This is a genomic window from Dictyobacter aurantiacus, assembly GCF_003967515.1.
GTDB lineage: Bacteria > Chloroflexota > Ktedonobacteria > Ktedonobacterales > Ktedonobacteraceae > Dictyobacter > Dictyobacter aurantiacus.
The window spans coordinates 4,495,716-4,519,222 of the sequence record NZ_BIFQ01000001.1; the positions used below are offsets into that span (position 1 = coordinate 4,495,716).

Genomic DNA, 23,507 nt, shown 5'->3' on the forward strand with positions numbered 1-23,507 from the left:
TCGTGCGTATCGATACACTTACTTCTTATAATAGCCAGATGCAGGGCAGAGAGCGGCGCGAATGGTTCCGTCAACATGCCCCGCAACACCTCAAAAATTGTGCCACCTTCGTTTCGAAGGGCCTGATGCTGCGGGATGGGAGTACCTCCCGCAGCAGTCTGATACTGGGTGCGGGCGCCTGTACTGAGGTGCCGCTCTCTGATATCGGCCGCTCCTCCGAGGAGGTGGTGCTGGCCGACCTGGATCTGAACTCCATGCAGCGTGGCCGCGATGAATTGCTGGCCGCCTCGCTGCGCAAGCGGGTGCGCTTTGTGCAGTGCGACCTCACCGGCGGCGTCAGTAGCAACCTGACACGCCTGCTGCGCCGTGAGGACTGGAAGGCTCTGGCCGCTCAGGGCAGCCAGACCTTCTTCGATGCTGCCGCCGGTTGCCTCGAACAGTGTCCCGTTCCCGATCCCCCTGAGATCTATACCCTGCGACCGGGTGACTTTGGCCTCGTCGTCAGCTCGATCGTGCTCACACAGCTGTTCAGTTATCCATTACTGGATATCCTTGACCGCGCCCAGCAGGTCGCTCCCGATCTGCTGCTGGACCAGGAGCGCCATCGTCGTTATCAGGATGCGGCTCAGTCCTTCAGGATTCGCGTCATTAGCGCGCACCTCCATCATATGCGCGCGCTGCTCGATCTGGGTGGCGTGGCCGTCCTGCTGACCGACACCCGCGGCTTCGCCTTCGACGTCTACGGCACCGATCACGACGCCACCCACCGCCGAACCATCCCCCTGGTCCCACGCGTCCTGCCCGACCTGATCCGCGACGTCTTCGAGGTCACCGAAGAGTCCCAGTGGGAATGGCTCACAGACCTGCCCGACAAAGAACGTCCGGGCCGCGGCTATGAGATCGCCGGCTACATCCTCCAGCCCAGATAACACAAAAGGATAGATAAACGCATTTCTGTATTCCTTGACATGTTTTTGCAGGTCAGGTATACTGCCTGTACAATGCAATAGTAGTCGTTACGAGGGAAGAAGACATGGTGCGCTGAGCGCCAGCGAGTCGGAGATGGTGAGAGTCCGGCACCTCAGTTTAGCACATGAAATGCCCCCCTTTGATCCTCTTATAGCGGGATCGCGACGCGGGACGAACACAACCACAGGTTGTAAGTAATTCTGGCCGGAGGCCCTCCGTTATCCAGGGGCAGGACATCGAATACATTTTCGTGAACACGCTATTCATGCTTTGTGTGGGTGAGTGTGTGATGCATTCCGTGTCTGATGAGAGGGAAAGCACATATCCAACGTGGCTTCCAATACAGGTGGTACCACGGGTTTTGATACAAGAACTATCAGCCCGCCCTGAGTTGAATTCAACTCAGGGCGGGCTTTTTGTTTGTCTCTCTTTTCTGACGCCTGAGTGTATGTAACTCTCGTCATATGGGGGGATGTGAGCGCCCCCGCACGGGCGCCCGCGTGCGCGGCCGCACCGTTTTTAGTTGTTGGTGTCGCAGGGGCGCATCTGCGCCCCTGCGACACCAACAGAAAATAGGAGTAACCAAAATGATGCACAGCAGTGAGATTCGCCGCACTTTTCTGGACTACTTTCAGCAGAAACAGCATACATACCTGTCCAGCAGCCCGCTTGTCTTGTCGTCAGACAAAAGCCTGCTGTTCGTGAACGCGGGCATGGTGCCCTTTAAAAATGTGTTTCTGGGATTGGAGCAGCCGCCATCTGCCCGCGCGTGTAGTAGCCAGAAGTGCCTGCGCGTCTCGGGCAAGCATAATGATCTGGAAGAGGTAGGGCGTTCGCCACGCCACCATACCTTTTTTGAGATGCTGGGGAACTTCTCGTTTGGTGATTACTTTAAGCAGGATGCGATCCATTATGCGTGGGAACTGTTGACGCAGGTGTTTCATCTCTCGGTCGAGCGTCTCTGGATCACTGTCTATCAGGACGATGAAGAGGCGGCACGCATCTGGGAGGATGTGGGCGTGCGGCGTGAGCGTATCCTGCCGTTTGGCGCTAAGGATAATTTCTGGTCGATGGGCGAGACTGGCCCCTGCGGTCCCAGCTCAGAGATCCACTACTATCTCGGCTCAGACCCGAGTATGCAACATCCAGAGGGCGTCAACTCTGATGACGACGATTATATGGAGCTCTGGAACCTGGTCTTCATGCAATACAATCGCGATGAGCAGGGAAGCTTGACGCCGCTTTCAGCGTTCTCTGTCGATACCGGCATGGGCCTGGAGCGCCTTACAACCGTGCTACAGGGCGTTAAGAGTAGTTACGGGACTGATCTATTCGTGCCTATCTTGCAGAGACTGTTGGCGCTTAATCACCGCGATGACGCGCATTATCAGCAGTATCGCTACGCGTACAATGCGATCGCGGATCACAGCCGGGCGCTGGCATTCTTGATCGCGGAACATATCACCCCTGGTAATGGTGGTCGCGACTATGTCTCGCGACGCCTGATCCGGCGCGCGGCGTACCTGGGACGCACCCTGGGCCTGGAGCAGCCGTTCCTGGCGCCGGCTGCGCAGGTCTGTGTCGACATCCTTGGCGAGCAGTATCCTGAACTGCTCCAGATCCGTACTGATATCGACAGTATTCTCACTATGGAAGAAAAGCGCTTTCAGCGTACTTTGACTCGTGGCCTGCGCTACCTGGACGAGTCCTGTCAGCGCCTGACCCAATCCGGTCTGCGCACGCTGCCGGGTCCCGAAGCGTTCAAGCTGTATGATACCTTTGGTTTCCCATTTGACCTGACCCAGAAAATCCTGGCTGAACGCGGCCTGGATGTTAGCGTGCAGGATTACGAAGAGGAACGCATCAAGCAGCAGCAACGCTCCCGCCAGCACGCCCTCTTCAAAGCATAATACACCCCTGATACGTTGTAATGACCCTGGGCGGGAGATGCAGGAGGGGCGTGCAGCCCCACCTGCCGGGGGAGTGGTGGTGTCCCCCACAAATTCTCCCACCTCCCTCCCCGGGGGGGAGGTGCAGGAGGGGCGTGCAGCCCCACCTGCCGGGGCATGGGGTGTCCCCATAGTTTCCCACCTCCCCCTCTCCCCGCCGAAGGCCGAGGGGTGATGGGGATGCCGAACTTAAGGTAGGGAGGTGCAGGAGGGGCGTGCAGCCCCACCTGCCGGGGCATGGGGTGTCCCCATAGTCCTCTTCTCCCCCTCTCCCCGCCGTAGGCGGGAATACGTAGTTAAAGAAGAAACGCCGCAAAAAGACGCATCTAATAAGCTTGATTTTGCGCTTTTATGCGGGTAATATAAAAGAAAGGTTGTACATGGATGCGGATTTATTATTGTATTGTTCTATATCTTGCCTGATATGTTAAAAATTGTGATGGAAGGTTACTATGATTTCACGTTATGAGCAGGGAGATAGGCGGCGGGTGATTATCGCACGGGTCGCGGTTATCGCGCTTTTCTTTAGTAATGGGACGATCATCGCGAGCTGGGCGGCGCGTATTCCGGCCGTCCAGGCGAAACTGCAGTTGCCGCCTGGACAATTTGGTCTTGCCTTGCTTGGAGCCGCCGTGGGTGCCCTGATAGCCATGAATGTCGCCGGTCGCATCTCGATCCGTTTTGGTAGCGCTCTGATTACGACTTTGTCGGCTATTGGCCTGTTTATCACCCTGCCGTTGCTGGCGGTGGCTCCCAATCTGATCGCGTTGAGCGCGGGCCTGGTCTTTCTGGGCGGCTTTAATGGCGCCATGGATGTGACCATGAATCTGCAAGGAGCTGCGGTTGAGCAGCAGTATGGAAAACCAATCTTTAATTCTTTTCACGCCTTCTTCAGCGTGGGTGCCCTGGCAGGAGCTTTTGTCGGCAGTATTTTCGCATCCTACAATATCGAGCCCCTGATCCACTTTAGCGCGGTCTCCCTGCTCGCTGCGCTCACGGTGCTGATTGCCTCCCGCTTCCTGTTATCTTCATCTTCTGTGGCGAATCCGGCTGAAGAGGGGGCAGCGAGCAAGAAGAAAGCTCCATTGTTTGTGCGGCCATCGCGTACCCTGCTGGCTCTGGGTACCATCGCTTTCTGTGCCTTGATTAGTGAAGGGGCTATCTCGGACTGGAGCGCCCTCTATCTCAATGGTACAGTCCATTCCGGTGCTGGCCTAGCGGCGGCTGGCTTTGCCGTCTTCTCGCTATGCATGGCTATCGGCCGTGGCGTAGGCGACATCTTCGCCGCTCGCTTTGGACCGGCTGTGCTGGTCTGCATAGGTGGCTTATTGGCGGCGATTGGACTTGGCCTTGGCTTGTTATTCCCCTCGACCTGGATCGTGATCGTTGGTCTGGGCCTGGTCGGTCTGGGGCTAGCGGTCCTGTTTCCGCTGGTCTTGAGCGCCGCCAGCCGCAACTCCAGTGGGTCCGCGGAAACCTCGCTGGCGACCGTCTCCACCTGCGGCTATGTAGGATTTCTGATAGGGCCGCCCGTGATTGGTTTCCTCGCCAATAGCTTTAGCCTGCGCATCGGCTTGTGCTTTGTGGTATTCCTCTGCCTGATCACGTTCCTGTTGGGCAGGGTGGTCGGGAACGGCCCCGCCAGCAAAGAAACCGTGGTGGACGCCGAAGAGGCCGTCCCCTCATACCCCGAAAAAGCGTAATGTAACGCCAATCGGGACCGCCATCGCCGTTGTCGTCGTCATAGGTTCGGCCCTCGCGGCCGATTTCCTCGCCCCGCACGACAACGCCCACACCCATGTCCGGCCCTTGCGGCCGATTTTCCCTCCACGCACACCCATGTCCACCAAACGGGAGGATTCATACGAGGAGAAGAAATCGGCCGCATGGGCCGAACCTATTAATGGTGGAAGAGGCGCACGCCGGTGAAGGCCATCGCCATGCCATAGTCGTCGCAGGCCTCTATGACGAGGTCGTCGCGCAGCGAGCCGCCGGGCTGAGCCACGTACTTCACGCCATACATGGCGCCGCAATCGATGCTATCGCGGAAGGGGAAGAAGGCGTCCGATCCCAGGGCTACGCCGCTGAGGGTCTTGAGCCACTCCTGCTTCTCTTCTGGCGTCAGGCGCTGTGGGACCTCCTCGAAGTTCTCTTTCCATTGTTCGAGCTCGATCGGCGTCACATCGTCGCGCAGGTAGAGATCGATGGCATTGACGCGATCCTGGCGTTTGGTCCCCGCCTTCCAGCGCAGTTCGGCGATGCGTGGATGCAGGCGCAGATACCAGATGGCGGCCTTCGATCCGGCCAGACGCGTACACTGGATGCGCGACTGCTGTCCCGCTCCAATGCCGATGCACTGTCCATCAACCGCGAAGCAGACCGAGTTCGATTGCGTATATTTGAGTGCGATCAGTGAAATCAGTAGATCTCGCTGGGCTTCTGCGGTCAGCTCCTTGTTTTTGGTGGGGATAGTGTTGAACCACTCGGGACTGGCCAGGGCCGTATTGCGCTTCTGCTCAAAGGTAACACCGTAGACCTCGCGCTGCTCAAACTCGGCCGGCTCATAGCTGGGATCCATCTGCAGCACGATATAGCGGCCCTTCTGCTTTTTGCGCAGAATCTCCAGGGCTTCTGGCTCATAGCCGGGGGCGATTACACCATCGGAGACCTCGCGGTTGAGCAGGCGTGCGGTCGGCACATCCACGACATCGCTGAGGGCGGCCCAGTCGCCGAATGACGACAGGCGATCTGCTCCGCGCGCGCGGGCATAGGCGCTGGCCAGCGGCGACAGCTCCAGGTCATCCACATCGTAGGCTTTTTTTAACTGCTCACTCAAAGGCAAGCCGACCGCCGCACCGGCGGGACTGACATGCTTGAAGGAGGCCGCCGCTGGCAGCTTCAGTACCGTCTTCAGTTCCTTGACCAACTGCCAGGAGTTCAATGCATCCAGCAGGTTGATATAGCCAGGTGCGCCATTAAGGACGGTAAAGGGCAGATCGCCGCTCTTCATGAAGACGCGCGCTGGCTTCTGATGCGGATTACAACCATATCGTAGGCTCAATTCGTTTTGTATGTTCTCTGTCATGATGGCTCTGTGTTTCCTCTGCATGGTCGGCTATCGCTACCATACAATAGTAGCGATAGCCCGATGATCAATTGCTTAGTTAGCGGCAGCCGTGACAACCTCTGCCTGTACGAGATCAAGGTTGAGCTCTGGATAGAGCTGGTGACGGGCCAGCAAGTTCTGCACGCGCTGCCGCGCCTCGGCCAGGATCTGCTCATCCAGCATATATTTGGTCAGACTCTTCTTGCCGCTGGCGGTTTTGGCGGCTGTGACGTTGCCAAGCACCAGCTTGATGATGCTGGCGATCTCGCGCATCTCCTCTGGCCCCATGCCCAGCGTCGTCGTCGCCGGCGTCCCGATGCGCAGGCCGCTGGTATACCAGGGTCCGTTAGCATCGAAGGGGAGCGAATTGCGGTTCAGCGTGATATTGCACTCGCGTAGCACCGACTCGGCCTGCCGACCGGTCAGGCCGAAGGTTTTAGCCACATCGATCAGCAGCAGGTGATTATCGGTCCCGCCGGTTAATACATTGAGTCCTTCTTCTACACATGCCTCGGCCAGCGCCTGTGAGTTCTCAACGATTTTATGGGCATAGGTCTGGAACTCGGGTCTGCAGGCTTCGCGGAAGGCGATGGCCTTCGCTGCCATCACGTGTGGCAGTGGACCACCCAGCATAGCGGGGCAGCCCTTGTTGACCCACTCGGCGAACTCCTCTTTACATAGTACCAGGCCACCACGTGGTCCACGCAGCGTCTTATGGGTGGTTGAGGTTACCACGTGCGCGTGTGGAACCGGATCGAACTCGCCCGTGAAGACCTTGCCGGCGACCAGGCCCGCGAAGTGGGCCATATCCACCATCAGCACGGCCCCTACCTCGTCCGCCATCTCGCGCATGCGGGCAAAGTTCAGCTTGCGCGGATAGGCGCTGTAACCAGCTAGCAGGATTAAAGGTTTGACCTCGTGCAACTGCTGGCGCAGCTGATCCAGATCGATCAGGCCGCTGTTTGGATCGACCGAATAGGTATAGACGTCGAAAAGGTGGCTGGAGATGTTATGGCGATAGCCGTGGGTGAGATGACCACCGGAATAATAATCCAGCGAAAGTAGACGCTGGTTGTGAACCACCTCACGCACCTTGTTCCAGTCCTCACGCGAGAGCTTAGAGGGATCTTCCTGACCCAGCTCGGCCAGTACCGGTTTCTGCGCTTTGGCTGAGAGGATCGCCAGGAAGGCCACCAGGTTTGCGTCGGCCCCTGAGTGTGGCTGCACGTAGGCGTAGTCGGCTCCGAAGAGTTGTTGCGCCAGTTGGGCCGCCTCTGACTCGATGGCATCGACATTGTCGCAGCCCGCGTAGAAGCGGTGATTGGGATACCCCTCGGCATACTTATCGGTTAACAGGTTGCCCATGGCTAGCTGCGTAGCGAGCGAACTATAATTCTCGCTGGCGATCATTTTCAAATTGCTGCGCTGATCCTGCAACTCCTGAATAATGCTGGCAGCGATCGTAGGCGAAACACTGTTGACCTGGTCCAGGGAAGCATAAAAGGCTGCCGCAGCAGAATCGGGGGATTGACCCTGAAGGCTATTGAGATAGCGAATCAGCAGGGATTGTGTGGGAGTGCTTGTAGACATCGTCGGTACTCCTTTGCTGTCAATATTCCAAAAACGTCCGCAAACGTTTTTTTCGTATATCCAGCCCAGGCGAGCGACTGTTGTATTTCTATTCCTTCTGGCTTCCTCGTGGTTATCCACTACTTATCGCCAGTTGCCAGAAGAATACAATTTTCAATCTCCTGAAAGATGATCCTGACGTATCACCTTCCATACATATAAGTATAACAGCCCCCTGAACACAGTCAAGAGGGACCTTTTAGTTGTGTGAGTTGGTGAGTGAGGCGCGCAGGCGCGCCTCACTCACCAACTCACACAACTAAAAGCGGTCGCGCAGGCGGACGTCTGTGCGGGGGCGCTCACGTGCCCGTTTTATATTGGTGCATGGGGGGCGCTGCCCCCTTGCCAAAAGGGAAGGCGGCAATAAACACGAAACGTTCCCCAAAAAAAGGAAATGCCCCTGTAGAGGCGTCCCTTGAGGTCGCCCGGGCTGCCAGCGACAGCGACGGCAGCCCGGCCCCCCCCAAGACACCGCTTCTCATGTCTTCCATGCTCGCCTACGGGGCACTTTCGCGACACCGTTCCACACACGAACCTAAAAGTAAACGCTCCTTTTTGGATTTAAAATTTAGATTTAAAACTTCTGGATCAGTTTGTGAGGGGGAGGTGGTCTGGAAACGTAATGTTAGTGGACATGTTGCATCCTGGCTTACCTCTATAGGTAGAAAGGTGATAACAGCATACAATGTATATATTTGCAATGTGTAGAGATCGTTAAGGACTATTATGATAGATATAGAGCATTCGTTAGATCAGTTTATCGCTGATCTAAACAGCGAGGATGATGTTGTGCAGCTTCCTACAAATGGGGAACGAAGGGAAAACGAATGTGAGCATGCAATAGCGTCTCTGACAGCAGCGCTCAATAGTGACATAGTCTCTGATCAACTTGCTTCTGAGACGTATATCAATGATGATCGTTTGCCAGATATCTTGATTGGATTATATCATCCGCAGCGGCAGCATCGCCTGGAGACAATCTACGCGCTGGCGGAACTGAAAGATGCACGGGCGATCAAGCCCTTGATCTCTCTATTTGAGGACGAGACTGGCGAGGTCAGTCTGACTGCGGCCCGCGCTGTGGCCACGTTTGGCAGCGTTGCCATGGAGCCGTTGTTGGCCGCCCTTGCCAGTAAGTCGGTGGATCAGCGCTATTGTGCGGCTGAGGCACTGGGAGAGCTTGGCGACAAGCGAGCCGTGGTTGCACTGCTGATCGCGACCAGGGATGAAGATCCGACCGTTCGCGCCCAGGCTGCTGAGGCATTGGGTAAGCTCGGGGATTATCGGGCGGTAGAGCCCTTGCTCGCGATGCTGCACGATGACTACACAGACGCGCGCTGCAAGGCGGCCGAAGCACTGGGACTGCTCTGCGACGCTCGCGCGGTCACTCCTCTGCTGCTGACCCTCAATGATAAAAAGGAGCGTGTGCGTATTGAAGCCATCCACTCCCTGGCTCTGCTGGGAGATCGTGGCGCGGTCGCGCCCCTGCTGGCGTTGCTACCGGATTCCCTCTACTATGAGCGCATCGAGATCATTGAGGCCCTGGGTGCCCTGAATGATGAGCAGGCTATCGAGCCGCTGCTGCAAAGGGCATTGCACGACCAGGAGAAGCGCGTGCGTCAGGAGTGCATCGTGGCTCTCGGCCACGTGGGGGATGAGCGGGTCATTGAGCCGCTCAAGGTAGCTCTGACCACTATCACCGACAGTTTTTTGCGCTCGTATATGATTAAAACCCTGGGCATGCTCGGCTGTCGCTATGCCCGGCATATTTCCTGCTTGCTGGCGGTGCTGCTGCCCTGGTTATCCGATACCAGCCAGGGGCTCTCGTACTATGTACGCGCTGCGGCGGCTACCGCTGTAGGCCGCTTTGGTGATATCCGCGCTCTGGAACCTTTACTGGCACGGCTGGATGACGAGCATTACTATGTGCGCGCGCACGTGGCACGCGCCCTGGTGGATATTCCCGACCCCCGCATAATCCCTCCTCTGATTCGTACACTATCTGATGCGCACCCCAGCGTACGGGTCATGGGGGCTGAGGCGCTGGGTAAGTGTGGCGATAGGCGCGCCATCGGCCCTTTGTCGAACCTGCTCAAAGATGAAAACGGGGTTGTGCGGGCACACGCGGCCGAAGCGCTGGGATTCCTTGGGACCGTCCAGACGCTGCCCCTGCTTACCTTGCTGCAGTCCGATAATACCCTTGTGGCGACGAACAAACCGGATTGGCAGTGTCGCACGGTGAAGGACGTTGCCAGTGAGGCCATCGAACGTATCACGATGCGCTGCGCACGCTCATAGAGAGCGGCAGGCTCTCCTCTTTATCTAAAAGACCAGAAGGGCAGGGGTGGGGCCGCGACTGCGGCCCCACCCCTGCCCTTCTGGTCTTTATTCCTATGCCTGGGCGGCGGGCAGATTGGCTACCTCTGCCAGCGTGGCATCGAGAATCTGGGTCGCCTCGTCGATGTCGGCGGTGGTCAGGATCAGGGGCGGAATCATGCGCAGGGTTTGCGGATTGGTGCTGTTGAGGAGGAGTCCGTGCTCCATCGCTTTCTGCACAATCACGGGTCCTAGACCGTGTTTGACGTTCACCGCGCGCATCAGGCCGATGCCTCGCGGGCTGTCGATGAAGGGATACTTCGCGCACAGCTGCTCCAGCTTCTCCTTCCAGTACTCGCCCATTTGGGTGGCGTTGTCGAGGAGATTCTGCTCGGTGATCGTTTTGATGGTGGCGATGCCGGCGGCACAGGCAATGGGATTGCCGCCGAAGGTCGTGCCATGGTCGCCGGGCACGAATATGTCTGTGCGTGGATCCGTCAGCATGGCACCGATCGGCACGCCGCCGGCCAGTCCCTTGGCCAGGGTTACAATATCGGGACGCACATAGTGCTGCCAGCTGAAGAACTTGCCGGTACGGCCAGAGCCGGCCTGGACCTCGTCGCAGATAAGCACCAGGTTCTGCTCATCGCACCAGTCGCGCAGACCCTGCATGAACTCCTGGCTAGCTGGCCAGATGCCGCCTTCCCCTTGAACCGCCTCAACCAGAATGGCGGCGGTCTTATCGCTGGTCGCCTTTTTCACCGCTTCCAGATCGTTAAATGGCACCTGCTTAAATCCATCGGGTAGCGGGGCCCAGGTGGCCTGGTAAGCGGGCTGGCCGGTTGCAGCGGTTGTTGCCATCGTACGGCCATGGAAGCTATTCTCCATGCTGATGATCTCGTAGGCGCCATTGCGATGCAAGCGACCATACTTACGTGCTAGCTTAAAGGCACCTTCGTTCGCCTCGGCGCCGCTATTTGAAAAGAACGAGCGCATCCCATCGCTCTGAATGCCGAGCAATTCGGCCAGCTCAATCTGCCGTACATTATAATAGAGGTTAGAAACGTGTACGAGCTGCGTCACCTGTTGCTGAACCGCCTCGACAACAGCGGGATGACAATGGCCCAGAACATTGACCGCAATACCCGCCACAAAATCAAGATAGCTTTTGCCCTCACTATCCCATACACGCGTGCCTTCTCCACGTACGAGCGTGATTGGGTGGCGTTTAAACGTTCCCTGATAATATTTCTGCTCAAGGGAGACCCAGTCGCGTTGGTTCAGCTCTGTTGTTGTCATAGAGACCGCTCCTCTTCATCCAAGATAGTGTTGATTACTGGTATTCTGTATAGATTGCTCAGGTATCAAATAGATAAAACGGTACGCGAAAAAGCTGGCATGCCTGCATGGTAGTGAGCATAGAGAACAGAACACCCTGCCATACAATGAAAAAAGTTCCTGGAAAACTCCGGCTCCCAGATGTATATCGCCTATAAAGGGAACGAAGAACCTGGAACTTTTGCTGTACCCTTCTCATTGTACAATGAGGTGATCCACGTGGACAACCCCTTGAGGCATGGACCATCCACTGACCAATTGTGTGTATCTAGGCCCAGCCCAGAAATGTGAGCACGATCGAGATGGTATCTATCAGTCCATGAGCGATGACGCATGGCCAGAGATTGCGTTTATAGAGCAGGTAGAGCAGCCCGGATAGAAAGCCGTAGCTCCCTGTCAGCAAGACGCCCGCCATGCCTTGATAGGTATGTGCCGATCCAAAGATGATGGCCTGCCCGAAAAGTCCAATGGTCCAGCCCCAGCCTTCCCCGCCAAACAGGTCGGCGATGCGGTTGAACAGATAGCCTCGATAGATTAGCTCTTCACCAAAGGCGACGATGCTCCAGATACTGATGAGGGTGGTAAATAATTGTGTCGGATCTCCCCGTACGCTATTGAAGACCGCGGTATCTGGCGCCGTGTGGATGATAGAGGTGATGATAGGACTCACAACCAGGGTGCTGAGTCCAAATAATACCAGTCCACCGATCAGGCCGTAAAGAATGGCGGAACGCCACTGGCGCGGCGTGCGCAGCCCCATCTGGCTCCAACTGCTGCCGCGCAGCCAGAGCAGCGCCATAATGACCAGGAAAATAGTCATAAAGCTGACCAGACTAAAAGATGTGCTGGCAATGTTGAGGAGAACAATGCCCAGGACCTCAATGGCGATCAAGATCTTATTGTCGCGCAACAGGGTAATGCTGCGACCACGGCGCGAGTTGATTGAAACATAGGTGGGAGCGCGCCCGGGTTGTGAAGTGATCGAGATCGGCGTCTGCGCGCTTTCATCGTTGCTCTCCAGCGAAAAGATATTCCCTTCAGGATCTTTGCCATCGCAGATCAGCTGACCAGTCTCTGGCGAGCGAATCTCGCTTACCTCGACATCCTTCTCCAGCAGTAGGGCGCGGCTCTGGCGCAGATCAGCCACGCGAAAGACGAGTTTGGGTGCCTTCTCGCTTGTGCCTTCCTCTCTGGAGGCATGCAAGACCAGCATACAGGTGCCTGTATACAGCTTCACATCATAGAAATCCCTATAATCATGCACGCCCTCTGGCTCATAGACCTGAAGCCCCAGCATCTCGTGATAGAACGCGACCTGCAGATTCATATCATGGACCGGTAGAATAATCTCTACCAGTTCTCCCATGCCCATATTGACCATGAGCTTTTTCCCTTCGGCTGTAGAGATAAATGGCTTGTCCGTCCCCTCTTTGAGGAGTTGGTGCAACGCCACGGGTGGGGCATTTGCCCCACCCGTGGCGTTGCACCAACTCCTCAAAAACAATTGAGCACCGCAGGTCCTGCATCGCGTTAAGCAAGGCGTCTAACGCCTTGCTTAACGCGATGTGTTTTTATCGTTGCCATATGGTGGCTGTAGCTGCGGCGGTAAAGGATAGGATGACTTTGGTGCAGGCAGTCCTTTCTCCTCGCCACGGTTGGCGTGATAGCCATCATAGATGACGGTCTCAATCATCTCGCCCTCGTCCTGAGTCTCCTCAACCACCGGTTGATTGAACAGGGACTCAAAGAGCGGACCTTCGAGTGTCTCCTCTTTGATCAGACGCTCGCTGATCATGATCAGGCGACTCTTGTTTTGCATCAGGATGTTGTATGCCTTATCAAAGGCTTCCTGAATGATGCGGCGAGTCTCCTCATCGATCTCGCGGGCCGTCTGCTCGCTATAGTTGCGCTGCTCACCAAAGTCACGCCCCAGGAATACCAGCTCGTCTTTATGCCCGAGTGCCATAGGGCCGATACGGCTGCTCATTCCATATTCGGTCACCATTGAGCGCGCGATCTTAGTGACGCGTTCAATGTCATTGGAGGCGCCGGTAGTGACTTCGCCGAAGATGATCAGCTCGGCCACGTGACCGCCCAGGGCATAGGCCAGCATATCCTCGAACTGTGGCTTGCTCCACAGGTAACGGTCCTCGGTCGGCAGCAGCATGGTGAAGCCGCCCGCCTGACCACGCGCGACGATGGAGACCTTATGGACCGGATCGGTATTGCGCAGCATACGAGCGACGAGGGCATGACCGACCTCGTGATAGGCTGTGATAGATTTCTCGCGCTCACTGATGATGCGGCTCTTGCGTGCCGGACCAGCGACCACGCGATCGATGGCCTCCTCAAGCTCGCTCATCCCGATTTTGCGCTTATTGCGGCGCGCGGCCAGGATGGCGGCCTCGTTCAAAAGATTCGCTACATCCGCGCCTGAGAAGCCCGGCGTTTGTTTGGCCAGCACTTCCAGGGATATATCTGGCTCCAGTGGCTTGCCCTTCGCGTGTACCTGCAGGATCGCGATGCGTCCACGTATATCTGGCCGATCCAGCACAACCTGCCGATCAAAGCGCCCCGGCCGTAGCAGCGCCGGATCAAGTACATCCGGCCGGTTGGTGGCGGCGATCACGATCACGTTGGTATTGGTATCAAAGCCATCCATCTCGACCAGGATCTGGTTGAGTGTCTGCTCGCGCTCGTCGTGCGAGCCGCCCAGACCCGCTCCGCGCTGGCGTCCTACGGCGTCGATCTCATCGACAAAGACGATACAGGGACTGTTGCGCTTCGCCTGCTCGAACAGATCGCGCACGCGGCTGGCGCCCACGCCGACAAACATCTCGACAAACTCGGAACCACTGATGTTGAAAAATGGCACACCAGCCTCACCGGCGACGGCTCGCGAGATCAGCGTTTTACCGGTTCCAGGCGGTCCAACCAGCAGCAAGCCTTTGGGAATACGCGCACCCAGAGCGGCGAACTTCTCGGGAAACTTCAGGAACTCAACGATCTCCTGGAGCTCTTGTTTGGCCTCTTCGACTCCGGCCACATCAGCAAAGGTGACCGAGGGTTTGTTGCCCATAAAGATGCGCGCGCGGCTCTTACCAAATGACATGGCCTGATTATTGCTTCCCTGGGCCTGGCGGAACATCAGAAGAAGGATTATGCCCAGCAAGATGAAAGGGATAAAGCCTGCGATAGTACCAAGCCAGCCCCAGATAGGGCTTGGAGACTCAAACTGGAGTTTGAGGACCTCTGGATTGGCGTAATCGATATTGTTCTCTTTGAGCACTCGCGTAATGTCAAAGTTACTATCAATGGTCGCTGCTTCCTGTGGAGCATTCGCTGTTTGTCCTCTGACCAGCGTGATCGTTCCGTTGGTCACCGTCAGTGTATCTAGCTGCTTGTTTCCAACATCCTGCTTTACATCACTGAGGATGGTAGACGCCGGCACCGATTTCACGTAACTCTGTGGCCGAAAGATAAAGACAATGATCAGAACGGCGATTGGCAAGATCAGGAGCCAGAAAACGCTCGTTCTGAGCCATTTTCCATTAGTTAACATGGGGGCTCCTCTCTAAGAATGAGTATACACAAGTAATACCAGCAGAAAATGCATTATTTGTATTGATGCTAGCTGGCATCGCATTTGGTACTCGTGTGTGTCCTATTATAGCACACCCGGTCTTAAGTCTCCTGCAAAGCATTATAAAAAAAGTCGTTGCTATGATACTATGTTTAGCTCAACAAATGCTTGTAAAATGAACTACTCAGTGTAGTATAGTAAATTTGCGTTTTGGACATGGTGATATAGCAAAGAAGTACAGCTGTCCTTTTTTCTTATAGCTTGCATTTACTGATTATGGTGAGCACTACCCAGGGGGCGCGCCAGCACCAGTCCCCAGACAGTCTGTGCGCCAGCGGCGAAAAGGGGAGCTGCGCAGGCTTCCAACGTCGCACCTGTTGTGCAAACATCATCAATGATAAGAATTCTACGCTTAAATAGTGATTGGGTTGTATCTTTCGGGGTGTAACTGAAGGCTCCCTGTAGATTTTTTCGCCGTTGCCGCGCGCTTAAGGTTACCTGGGCGGGCGCGTTATGCAGGCGCTGGAGCAGAGTGGTATACATGGGGAGTTGTAGTAGATGTGCACACGATTCCGCCAATAGTTGAGATTGATTATAGCCACGCTGTTGTTGTTTCTCGTGGTGGAGTGGTACGGGAATGATCATATCCGCACGCAGTCCATAGTGCTGATAGGCCCGCGCCAGCAGGTATCCCAGGGGTTCAGCCAGGCGCCGGTTGCCCTGGTATTTCAAGGCGCGAATACACGAGCGCAGCGGCTCCTGATAGCCGCCAACCGCCCGCACGCCGTTCAGTTGTAATGGCTGATGCTGGCAGCGCGCGCACACTATCCCACCATTACCAGGCGGCAGACCGCAGCTATAGCACAGCGGCGGCCTAAACCACGAAATAGTCGCTGCACACCGCGCGCACAGCACCGTCCCACTGACCTTACACCACACGCACAGCGGCGGAAACAGCAGATCCAGCGCCCGCTGGCATGACCTCTGAATTACATTACCCCACACAACCCCTCCTCCCTTTTTATCCTAACATCCAGCGCCCAGGCGCCTCCATCCCATTTTTATTTTTCTACCCCCATACGCAAATCCCCCCATCTTCATTCTCTCGTCTTTAACGCAAATCCCCCATCTTCGTTTTCTCGTCTTTAACGCAAATCCCCCTATCTTCATTTTTCTGAAGAGGTGTCGGTGGGGCGCCCGAGGCGCCCCACCGACACCTCTTCAGAAAAATACTTCTCGCGCCGAAGGCGCGACACGATGCACCTACATAAAAGATACCGTAAGGAAGGTAGAAAGCGGAAAAAAAGAATGGATGTGCATCCGCACACCCATTCTTTTTTTCCGCCCCCTCAATTTTCGTCGGCAGATTTGCGCATGGTGGGGAAGAGGATGACATCGCGGATCGATTCCTGGTTAGAGAAGAGCATGGCCAGGCGATCGATTCCCAGGCCAACGCCGCTGGTGGGAGGCATACCTACCTCCAGGGCCTCCAGGAAATCTTCATCCAATACCTGAGCCTCTTCATCTCCCTGGGCGCGCTGGCGCGCCTGATCTTCAAAGCGGGCCCGCTGATCGAGTGGATCGTTGAGCTCGGTATAAGCGTTCCCGCATTCCAGGCCGCCAATGAAGGGCTGGAAGCGCTCTACCAATCCTGGCAGCGTGCGATGTTTCTTGGTGAGTGGCGAAACGTCTTCGGGATAGTCGATCAGGAAGAGGGGCTGGCGCAGTTCCGCATGACCCTGACGGAACATGGCGCTCTTTAGATCCTCAATCAGCCGCCCATAACCCAGCCTGGGATCAACCTCAAAATTTCTGGCCTTCATTTCTGCCGCCAGGCTCTCGCGATCCGTATATTTCTGCACATCGATGCCCGTAAACTGGTGGATGGCCTCTAATAAGGAATAGCGCTTCCAGGGTGGCGCCAGATCAAGCTCGGTCCCCTGATAGGTGATGCGGGTCGATCCCTTCACCTGTTGGGCGATGAAGGCCAGCATATTTTCGACCAGTGCCATCGTGTCGTTATAATCGGCGTAGGCCATGTAGAACTCGATCAAGGTAAACTCTGGATTATGGTTGCGGTCGATGCCCTCGTTGCGGAAGCTGCGACCGATCTCGTAGACGCGTTCGAAGCCGCCCACGAGCAGGCGCTTATGATAGAGCTCGATCGCGATGCGCAAAAACAGGTCTCGGTCCAGCGTATTGTGATGGGTAGTAAACGGCCGGGCATTGGCTCCGCCATAGATGGGTTGTAGGATGGGGGTCTCGACCTCGATGAACTGCTCATTATCTAGAAACTGGCGCATCGCCGTGATCAGGCGGCTACGTGTAATAAAGATATTCTTGATCTCGTCCCCATTGGCGATCAGGTCCAGATAGCGCTTGCGCTGCCGCGTATCCCGATCCTCCAGGCCATGATATTTTTCTGGCAGCGGACGCAGCCCTTTTGAGAGGAGGCGCAGCGATTGTACATGCAGGGTCTTTTCGCCCGTGCGTGTATAGAACAGGAAGCCATGCACCTGGATGAAGTCCCCCAGGTCAAGCAGTTTCAGCAGTTGATAGGTCTCCTCGCCGACATCGTTCACGCGAATATATATCTGGATGCGGCCCGTGCCATCCTCAATCTGAGCGAATGATGCCTTCCCCATCTCACGCAGTAGCCGCACCCGTCCAACCAGCGTAAAGGAGCCAGCGGGCCCGGCATGGGCATCAAAGTCCTTGAGCACATCCCCAATGGTATGTGTGCGCTCAACTGCGTGCGGATAAGGATTGATGCCCTGATCGCGCAGGGCCTGTAAGTGTTGGATGCGTATGTCTCGTTCTTCAGCCATCGTAAGATCTAACCTTCTTCAAAGTATATTGTGCATGGATGCAAAAATGTATGTTGCTGGCGCCTGTGGCTGTATTGTAGCATCGTTTTCTTTGTTTTAGTAGGTAGCGTGACACAACAGGCGGTCGCGATTGCCTGTTGTGTCACGCTACCTACTAAAACAAAGACCTGCAAGCCATTGCAGGATGGCTTGCAGGTCGTGTCTGGTGTCTGGTCGGGCGCCACTATATGACGCTACTCAATGGAGGTGATGGTGTATTCTTTCACGCCACCGGGGGTGGAGACAATGACAAGGTCACCAGATTTATGCCCGATCAGCGCCTTGCCGACGGGTGACTCGTTAGAAATACGGCCCGCGCTGGGTTCTGCTTCGAATGCGCCAACCAGTTTGTAGCAATAGGTGCGACCGTTGCTGGTCTCCAGGTGGACAGTTGAGCCGAGAGAAACGACGTCACTATGCACATTATCAATCAGTTGTGCGCGGGCCAGCATCTCTTCGAGTTCTATGATCCGGCCCTCGAGCTGGGCATACTGGCTTTTGGCCTCTTCATAGGCGGCATTATCGATGACATCGCCAGATTCTTTGGCATCATGAAGATACTGAGCAATTTCGGCACGTTTGACGGTGCGTAAAAATTCAAGCTGATGAGCCGCACGCTGCAATCCGTCATTGGTGAGGAAAATTTCTTGTGACTCCATGTTTTGCATCCTCTCGTTGTATGGTGGAGGGGGACCTCCGACTTATCTCGTACATCTCTCCAGTATTCTGAGAAGAGGGATGATCGTGGGTGTTATTCAATATCTCCCCAGGTAATACTGATACATTCACCAGAATGACTGCGGAGTAACAGTTCTCCCTGATCATTCACGTCCTCAGCTACGCCGCTGAGTAGTTTCGAGCCCTGGTGTACCTGTATCGTACGACCCAGGGTCGAAAGTTGATTGCGCCATTGCTCTCGTATCAAGCGAGAGATGGGACCATTCACATAGGCCTGCGCTTCTCGCTGTAAAGCAAGATAGCGTGTTTCAATCTGATAAAGCAAGCGGGCAATAAACATTTCGCGGTTTACTACATGGCCACTTGACTCCTCAAGGGTGGTAGCTCTTTTCAGTAGCTCTGCATCGGCCTGTTGTAGCGAAGGTTGTTCCGCGATGAACTGTGAAATATGCCCGTTAGCATTAACGCCTATGCCCATGATAGCGACGAGCTGGCCCATCTGATCATGACTGGTCTCAATGAGAATACCAGCGACTTTGTGTTCACCAATCAGGATATCGTTGGGCCACTTGATCGTTGCCTGAATATTACAAATATCGGCGATGGTATCGACGACCGCCAGCGAAGCGATCATTACCAGCTGATATGGTGGGAATAATGGTCGAAGCACCGTAGATGACAACACATTCAGACCAGCTACATCCACCCAGCGCCGCCCCTGCCTGCCCTTGCCAGCTGTCTGATTATCGGTGAGTACGACTACCCCTTCCTCTGATCCGTCTCGGGCCAGTTTCATGGCCAGAGAGTTGGTTGAATCTACTGTTGGTGCGTATACAATATGGTTGCCGGTGCCAAGTAGCTCGGTCTTTAAATGATGCCGGATATCTGCGACATCTAAAGATCTGGATGTTGTGGTTTCAAATTCGTCCAAGCTCTATCACTTCTATCTACAGAATATATTCCCAAAAGAGCATCAGAATAGCGTAATTGGAAGATAGCACGCACTATTAAGCTCTATAATAAGAATAGAGCACGTAGATTGGGTGTGTTTTTGTGTTGTATTCGCTTTTAAAATAAGGCGCGTGACCGTCATCGGTATAAAAGCGCTTTGCGTGCCCGTTTGGTCTGGATGAGCTTGCCCGGGTCTACAAAAATCCCAGAGCAGGGGCAAATCAGTCTTTTCGCCAATGCTCTGGGAGGTGCCGCACAGACAGGTGGAATACTCTACCCGCCAGTATCTGTTCTTTTAACCTCCACCAGGCCTTGAAGCCGGGTGTGCGAGATGGCAAGCTAACTAGCAGCTCATTCCTCTCGTCTGGAAGGTGTGAGATCTAACACTGCTGCCTGTGCAGCTAATACTATCAATCATTACACACCACCTCCTTTCGATGACGATATTGTACCATCGAGATTTAACTGTTGTCAAGCTTTATCTTAAAACTCATTCAGAGCATGGAGGCGATCAATACGCACAAGTGGCTCCTCATGAGGCTTCGTGCTCTACCATATTATGTGAAGATCGTGTGAAAATGGATCACTTTTTACGTACCCATTCGCTTATTAAATGTTTTTCTCGCTGCCTGGCGGAGGCGCGAATAAGACGAATGGGTGACGTTTGTATTATTGACACCACAAAGTGGCACAGCCAGATGACCATGTGCTATACTAGTGTAAGTAACAGATAAGAGGCTAGTGTGGTTGTAAGATGATGGTGTCTCTGTTACGAACGCACTCCATGCCGTCATTGTATCACTGTTGATCTGTTTTCAGGGCAGCGCAATCGGCATTTTTTCCTCGCGGTTCTGGCCCAGTTATGCCGACATATGCGTCTGCTTACTAGTGAACATTTTGGATCTAGTTAGCGGTGAAAATCGTGATGACTATGAGTACCGAAACAGGCAACTGCATAAACAGCACTATCTGTTTTCATTTTCTTCCGGTTGTGGGTGGTGGGCGGTTCATCTGAACTCATTTGAAAAGAGATAGCTGTCTGTGTTCCGATCAATTGTTGCACCAGGTGCTTTATGTTTATTCGTCTGACTGACTGATCATCAATCAAGAGGAGTGTCTATCCCGGTAATTCATGCTGAACGATAACGATAGAGATTCCCCGGAGCAGTAGGTCAGCCGAGGAGACGTATGGTGTCCGCAGCATTGGTTGGTAAAGTAGTAGAAGCGAAGGAAGGAGGACTTTTTATGCAGCAATATATGGATCTGCTCGTCGATGCCCTCCTGGATGAGGGTTTTACTGTAGAGGAAGCACAACGACTCATTCAACTTCAGCAGGAGTATGAGGAGCGCAAGGCAACTGAAGAGACGAATCACCATCGTTTCGTACGCTGGCTGGTAGAACATGGGCGGTTTAGTGAATGGTAGAGGGGACCAATAGCGTGAAAAGCGATCTTGCGACGCTCTTCGCGGATGTTGTACAATGAATTCAGCGGAGCAGATGGGACGGCGTGGCATTGCTACGCCGTCCTTATATTTCCTATAACAGCCGGGTGACCAGGCTGGTTACCTGAATTACAAGGGAGGCCTCTATGAAAGCGGTTGTAATGGCCGGAGGGGAAGGATCGAGGCTACGACCATTGACGATTCGACGGCCAAAGCCAATGGTTCCTATCGTGGGTAAACCTGTGATGGAACACATACTTAACCTGTTGAAGCGCCATGGCATCACCGAGGTCGTCGTCACGGTTCAGTATCTGGCAAATAACATTGAAGACTACTTTGGCAATGGTTCACAACTGGGAATGCGCATTACCTATTCCCGCGAAGATGTGCCTCTGGGTACAGCCGGTAGTGTGAAGAATGCCGAAGATCAACTAACCGAGCCTTTCCTCGTAATTAGTGGGGATGCCCTTACTGATTATGATTTGACCGAACTGATCAAATACCATAACGAGAAAAAATCACTCGCGACCCTCCTTCTGGCCCATGTGCATAATCCTCTGGAATACGGCGTTATCATCACCAATGAAGATGGTCATATTACGCAATTCCTGGAGAAGCCAAGCTGGGGCGAAGTGTTTAGCGATACTATTAATACAGGCATCTACGTGCTCGATCCCAGGGTTTTCTCCTATTTTGAGCGCGATAAGCAGTTTGATTTTAGCCAGGAACTCTTTCCGATGATGTTGAAGCAGGGCGACCCCATCTATGGCTATGTGGCCCCGGAGGGCTACTGGTGTGATGTAGGTAACCTGAGCGAGTATATGCGCGCCAACGCTGATATGCTGCAGCACAACGTCAACCTGGAGATTCCCGCCAAACATATTGGCAACAATATCTGGTGCGAAGAGGGCGTGGAGATCGATCCGGACGCGCAGCTCTATGGCCCGGTCTACCTGGGTCGTGATAGTAAGGTGCGCGCGGGCGCCATTATCCATGGTCCGAGCATGATCGGCAGCTATTCGATCGTTGATGAACGCGCGCAGGTGGATCGCAGTATCGTCTGGAACAATTCGTATATCGGGGATCGCGCGGAGCTGCGCGGGGCGATCGTTGGTTCTTCCTCAAATATCAAGAGTAAATCCGTGATGTTTGAGGGATCGGTGATCGGCGATAATTCTATTATCCAGGATGGCGCGATCATCCAGCCGAATGTGAAGATCTGGCCGGATAAAGAGATCGAGGCGGGCGCGGTGGTCAATGCCAGTATTATCTGGGGATCGCAGGGTCGGCGTGGCCTCTTCAGCCGCTACGGTGTGACAGGGCTGGTGAATGTGGATCTGACCCCCGAGTTCGCGACCAAACTGGGCGCAGCCTATGGCGGTATCCTTCCGAAAGGCTCTGTGGTCTGCTTGAATCGCGATACCCATCGTACTTCGCGCATGATCAAACGTGGCATCAATGCCGGTTTGCCATCAGCGGGTATCGATGTGCACGATATCAACCAGGTCCCTTTGCCGGTGGCACGCTACTTTATCCGCACGACCGAGGCGGTCGGTGGCGTACATGTGAGTATGTCTCCGGTCGATCAGCGAGTCGTGGAAATTAAAATCTTTGATCAAAATGGCCTTGATATTAATAAGACAACCGAGCGTAAGATTGAAAATCTATACTTCCGCGAGGATTTCCGCCGCGTTTACCTGGATGAGATTGGCGCGATCGACGTTTTGAGCAATACCGACGTGGTTGGTCACTATCTTGAGGGCTTTAATAAGGTGGTGAACCACGAGGTGGTGCGTAAGCGTAAATATCAACTGGTGGTTGACTACGCCCATGGTAGTACCGTCGACATGCTGTCAAATATTCTCAGTAACCTGGGCTGTGAGGTTATCGTGCTCAATTCCGGTGTGGAGGAGGCCAGGACCTCCCGTACGCCTGATGAGTTTAACAAGGATATGCAGCGCCTGGCTACCATTAGCTCGGCTCTCAATACGGATATGGGTATTCGTATCGATCCCAGCGGCGAGCGCATCTCTGTTGTGGATGATCGCGGTCGCATCCTGGACGGGATGAAGATTCTGTCCGTAATGACCAGCCTGTTCCTGCGCCATCATCGCAATGGTACGGTGGCCGCCCCGGTGACCGCCCCCAGCGCGCTCCAGCATATCGCTGAGCGCTACGAGGGCACCATCCAGCAGACCAAGGTCCTGCCCCATGCCCTGATGACGGCCGCCGGTCGCGAAGGGGTTGTGCTGGTGGGTGATGGCAGTGGTCAGTTCGCCTTCCCGGAACTGCATCCCGCTTTTGATGGCATGCTGGCGATCGCCAAGCTGCTGGAACTGCTGGCGACCTTTAATATGCGCCTCTCCGAGGTGGTTGACGATCTGCCTGCCTACTACATGAGCAGCGCTCGCGTTACCTGCCCCTGGGAGCACAAAGGAAAAGTAATGCGTATTCTCAGTGAGCAGTATCGAGAGCGACGCGCCAAGCCGATCGATGGTATTAAGATCGACCTGGGCAAGGAATGGGTGCTGGTTCTGCCGGATGCGGATGCGCCGTTCTTCCACGTGTTCGCCGAGTCGGTTTCCAATGAGCAGGCGCAGGCGCTGGCTGAGAAATATGCCCGCGTGGTTAGTGGCTTGCAACAATAATCTTCGCAGTCGCATTGGTTTTTGTGAGGG

General features: G+C 54.9%; 15 protein-coding genes and 1 riboswitch. Of the genes, 6 read left to right on the plus strand and 9 right to left on the minus strand.

Features of this window, described 5'->3' with window-relative positions; genetic code table 11:
• Positions 1–2: 2 nt before the first annotated feature.
• The 3 genes from KTT_RS18100 to KTT_RS18110 all read left to right on the plus strand — a co-directional run bounded on the left by KTT_RS18100 (position 3) and on the right by KTT_RS18110 (position 4,621).
• Complete coding sequence (locus KTT_RS18100; RefSeq protein ID WP_126597329.1) at positions 3–929, plus strand: hypothetical protein; 927 nt, start codon at positions 3–5, stop codon at positions 927–929.
• A gap of 627 nt (positions 930–1,556) precedes the next feature.
• Positions 1,557–2,879, plus strand: coding sequence for an alanine--tRNA ligase (gene alaS / locus KTT_RS18105; RefSeq protein ID WP_160145957.1), 1,323 nt, complete (start codon positions 1,557–1,559; stop codon positions 2,877–2,879).
• Positions 2,880–3,370: 491 nt separating this feature from the next.
• Positions 3,371–4,621 carry an MFS transporter gene (locus tag KTT_RS18110; RefSeq protein ID WP_126597331.1) on the plus strand — a complete coding sequence of 417 codons (1,251 nt, stop codon included), beginning with the start codon at positions 3,371–3,373 and terminating at the stop codon, positions 4,619–4,621.
• A 197-nt stretch (positions 4,622–4,818) separates the two neighbouring features.
• Here KTT_RS18110 and KTT_RS18115 read toward each other — a convergent pair whose 3' ends face one another.
• The gene (locus KTT_RS18115; RefSeq protein WP_126597332.1) at positions 4,819–6,003 is read right to left on the minus strand and encodes a phosphoribosylaminoimidazolecarboxamide formyltransferase; all 1,185 of its coding nucleotides are present in this window, start codon (positions 6,001–6,003) and stop codon (positions 4,819–4,821) included.
• 75 nt (positions 6,004–6,078) lie between these two features.
• A complete protein-coding gene (locus KTT_RS18120) occupies positions 6,079–7,614 on the minus strand; it encodes a glycine hydroxymethyltransferase (protein WP_126597333.1) in 1,536 nt (511 codons plus the stop codon).
• A gap of 56 nt (positions 7,615–7,670) precedes the next feature.
• Positions 7,671–7,761, minus strand: a riboswitch (ZMP/ZTP riboswitch).
• Positions 7,762–8,379: 618 nt separating this feature from the next.
• On the opposite strand from KTT_RS18120, the gene KTT_RS18125 reads away from it, so the two are divergent.
• Positions 8,380–9,951 carry a HEAT repeat domain-containing protein gene (locus KTT_RS18125; protein WP_126597334.1) on the plus strand — a complete coding sequence of 524 codons (1,572 nt, stop codon included), beginning with the start codon at positions 8,380–8,382 and terminating at the stop codon, positions 9,949–9,951.
• A 93-nt stretch (positions 9,952–10,044) separates the two neighbouring features.
• On the opposite strand, the gene KTT_RS18130 is transcribed toward KTT_RS18125, so the two are convergent.
• From KTT_RS18130 to KTT_RS18160, 7 genes are all read right to left on the minus strand, one after another.
• A complete protein-coding gene (locus KTT_RS18130; protein WP_126597335.1) occupies positions 10,045–11,268 on the minus strand; it encodes an acetylornithine transaminase in 1,224 nt (407 codons plus the stop codon).
• 307 nt (positions 11,269–11,575) lie between these two features.
• Positions 11,576–12,688, minus strand: coding sequence for a CPBP family glutamic-type intramembrane protease (locus tag KTT_RS18135; RefSeq protein WP_126597336.1), 1,113 nt, complete (start codon positions 12,686–12,688; stop codon positions 11,576–11,578).
• Between the two features lie 174 nt (positions 12,689–12,862).
• On the minus strand, positions 12,863–14,869 hold the full coding sequence (gene ftsH, locus KTT_RS18140) for an ATP-dependent zinc metalloprotease FtsH (RefSeq protein WP_126597337.1): 2,007 nt from the start codon (positions 14,867–14,869) through the stop codon (positions 12,863–12,865).
• A gap of 288 nt (positions 14,870–15,157) precedes the next feature.
• Complete coding sequence (locus tag KTT_RS18145; protein WP_126597338.1) at positions 15,158–15,895, minus strand: ComF family protein; 738 nt, start codon at positions 15,893–15,895, stop codon at positions 15,158–15,160.
• 344 nt (positions 15,896–16,239) lie between these two features.
• Positions 16,240–17,718, minus strand: a complete 1,479-nt coding sequence (lysS, locus tag KTT_RS18150) for a lysine--tRNA ligase (protein WP_126597339.1) — start codon at positions 17,716–17,718, stop codon at positions 16,240–16,242.
• Between the two features lie 233 nt (positions 17,719–17,951).
• On the minus strand, positions 17,952–18,416 hold the full coding sequence (gene greA / locus KTT_RS18155) for a transcription elongation factor GreA (protein ID WP_126597340.1): 465 nt from the start codon (positions 18,414–18,416) through the stop codon (positions 17,952–17,954).
• A gap of 92 nt (positions 18,417–18,508) precedes the next feature.
• The gene (locus KTT_RS18160) at positions 18,509–19,366 is read right to left on the minus strand and encodes a biotin--[acetyl-CoA-carboxylase] ligase (protein ID WP_126597341.1); all 858 of its coding nucleotides are present in this window, start codon (positions 19,364–19,366) and stop codon (positions 18,509–18,511) included.
• 1,265 nt (positions 19,367–20,631) lie between these two features.
• Here KTT_RS18160 and KTT_RS18165 point away from each other — a divergent pair.
• Positions 20,632–20,811 carry a hypothetical protein gene (locus KTT_RS18165; RefSeq protein ID WP_126597342.1) on the plus strand — a complete coding sequence of 60 codons (180 nt, stop codon included), beginning with the start codon at positions 20,632–20,634 and terminating at the stop codon, positions 20,809–20,811.
• 164 nt (positions 20,812–20,975) lie between these two features.
• Positions 20,976–23,477, plus strand: coding sequence for a mannose-1-phosphate guanyltransferase (locus KTT_RS18170; RefSeq protein WP_126597343.1), 2,502 nt, complete (start codon positions 20,976–20,978; stop codon positions 23,475–23,477).
• Positions 23,478–23,507: the final 30 nt, after the last annotated feature.

What these genes read in the sequence shown, in the direction of transcription:
- KTT_RS18110 (WP_126597331.1), top strand. Translation starts at nt 3,371, where the DNA reads ATGATTTCACGTTATGAGCAGGGAGATAGGCGGCGGGTGATTATCGCA.
- KTT_RS18165 (WP_126597342.1), top strand. Translation starts at nt 20,632, where the DNA reads ATGCAGCAATATATGGATCTGCTCGTCGATGCCCTCCTGGATGAGGGT.
- greA (WP_126597340.1), bottom strand. Translation starts at nt 18,416, where the DNA reads ATGGAGTCACAAGAAATTTTCCTCACCAATGACGGATTGCAGCGTGCG.
- lysS (WP_126597339.1), bottom strand. Translation starts at nt 17,718, where the DNA reads ATGGCTGAAGAACGAGACATACGCATCCAACACTTACAGGCCCTGCGC.
- KTT_RS18115 (WP_126597332.1), bottom strand. Translation starts at nt 6,003, where the DNA reads ATGACAGAGAACATACAAAACGAATTGAGCCTACGATATGGTTGTAAT.
- ftsH (WP_126597337.1), bottom strand. Translation starts at nt 14,869, where the DNA reads ATGTTAACTAATGGAAAATGGCTCAGAACGAGCGTTTTCTGGCTCCTG.
- alaS (WP_160145957.1), top strand. Translation starts at nt 1,557, where the DNA reads ATGATGCACAGCAGTGAGATTCGCCGCACTTTTCTGGACTACTTTCAG.
- KTT_RS18125 (WP_126597334.1), top strand. Translation starts at nt 8,380, where the DNA reads ATGATAGATATAGAGCATTCGTTAGATCAGTTTATCGCTGATCTAAAC.
- KTT_RS18135 (WP_126597336.1), bottom strand. Translation starts at nt 12,688, where the DNA reads ATGGTCAATATGGGCATGGGAGAACTGGTAGAGATTATTCTACCGGTC.
- KTT_RS18130 (WP_126597335.1), bottom strand. Translation starts at nt 11,268, where the DNA reads ATGACAACAACAGAGCTGAACCAACGCGACTGGGTCTCCCTTGAGCAG.
- KTT_RS18120 (WP_126597333.1), bottom strand. Translation starts at nt 7,614, where the DNA reads ATGTCTACAAGCACTCCCACACAATCCCTGCTGATTCGCTATCTCAAT.
- KTT_RS18170 (WP_126597343.1), top strand. Translation starts at nt 20,976, where the DNA reads ATGAAAGCGGTTGTAATGGCCGGAGGGGAAGGATCGAGGCTACGACCA.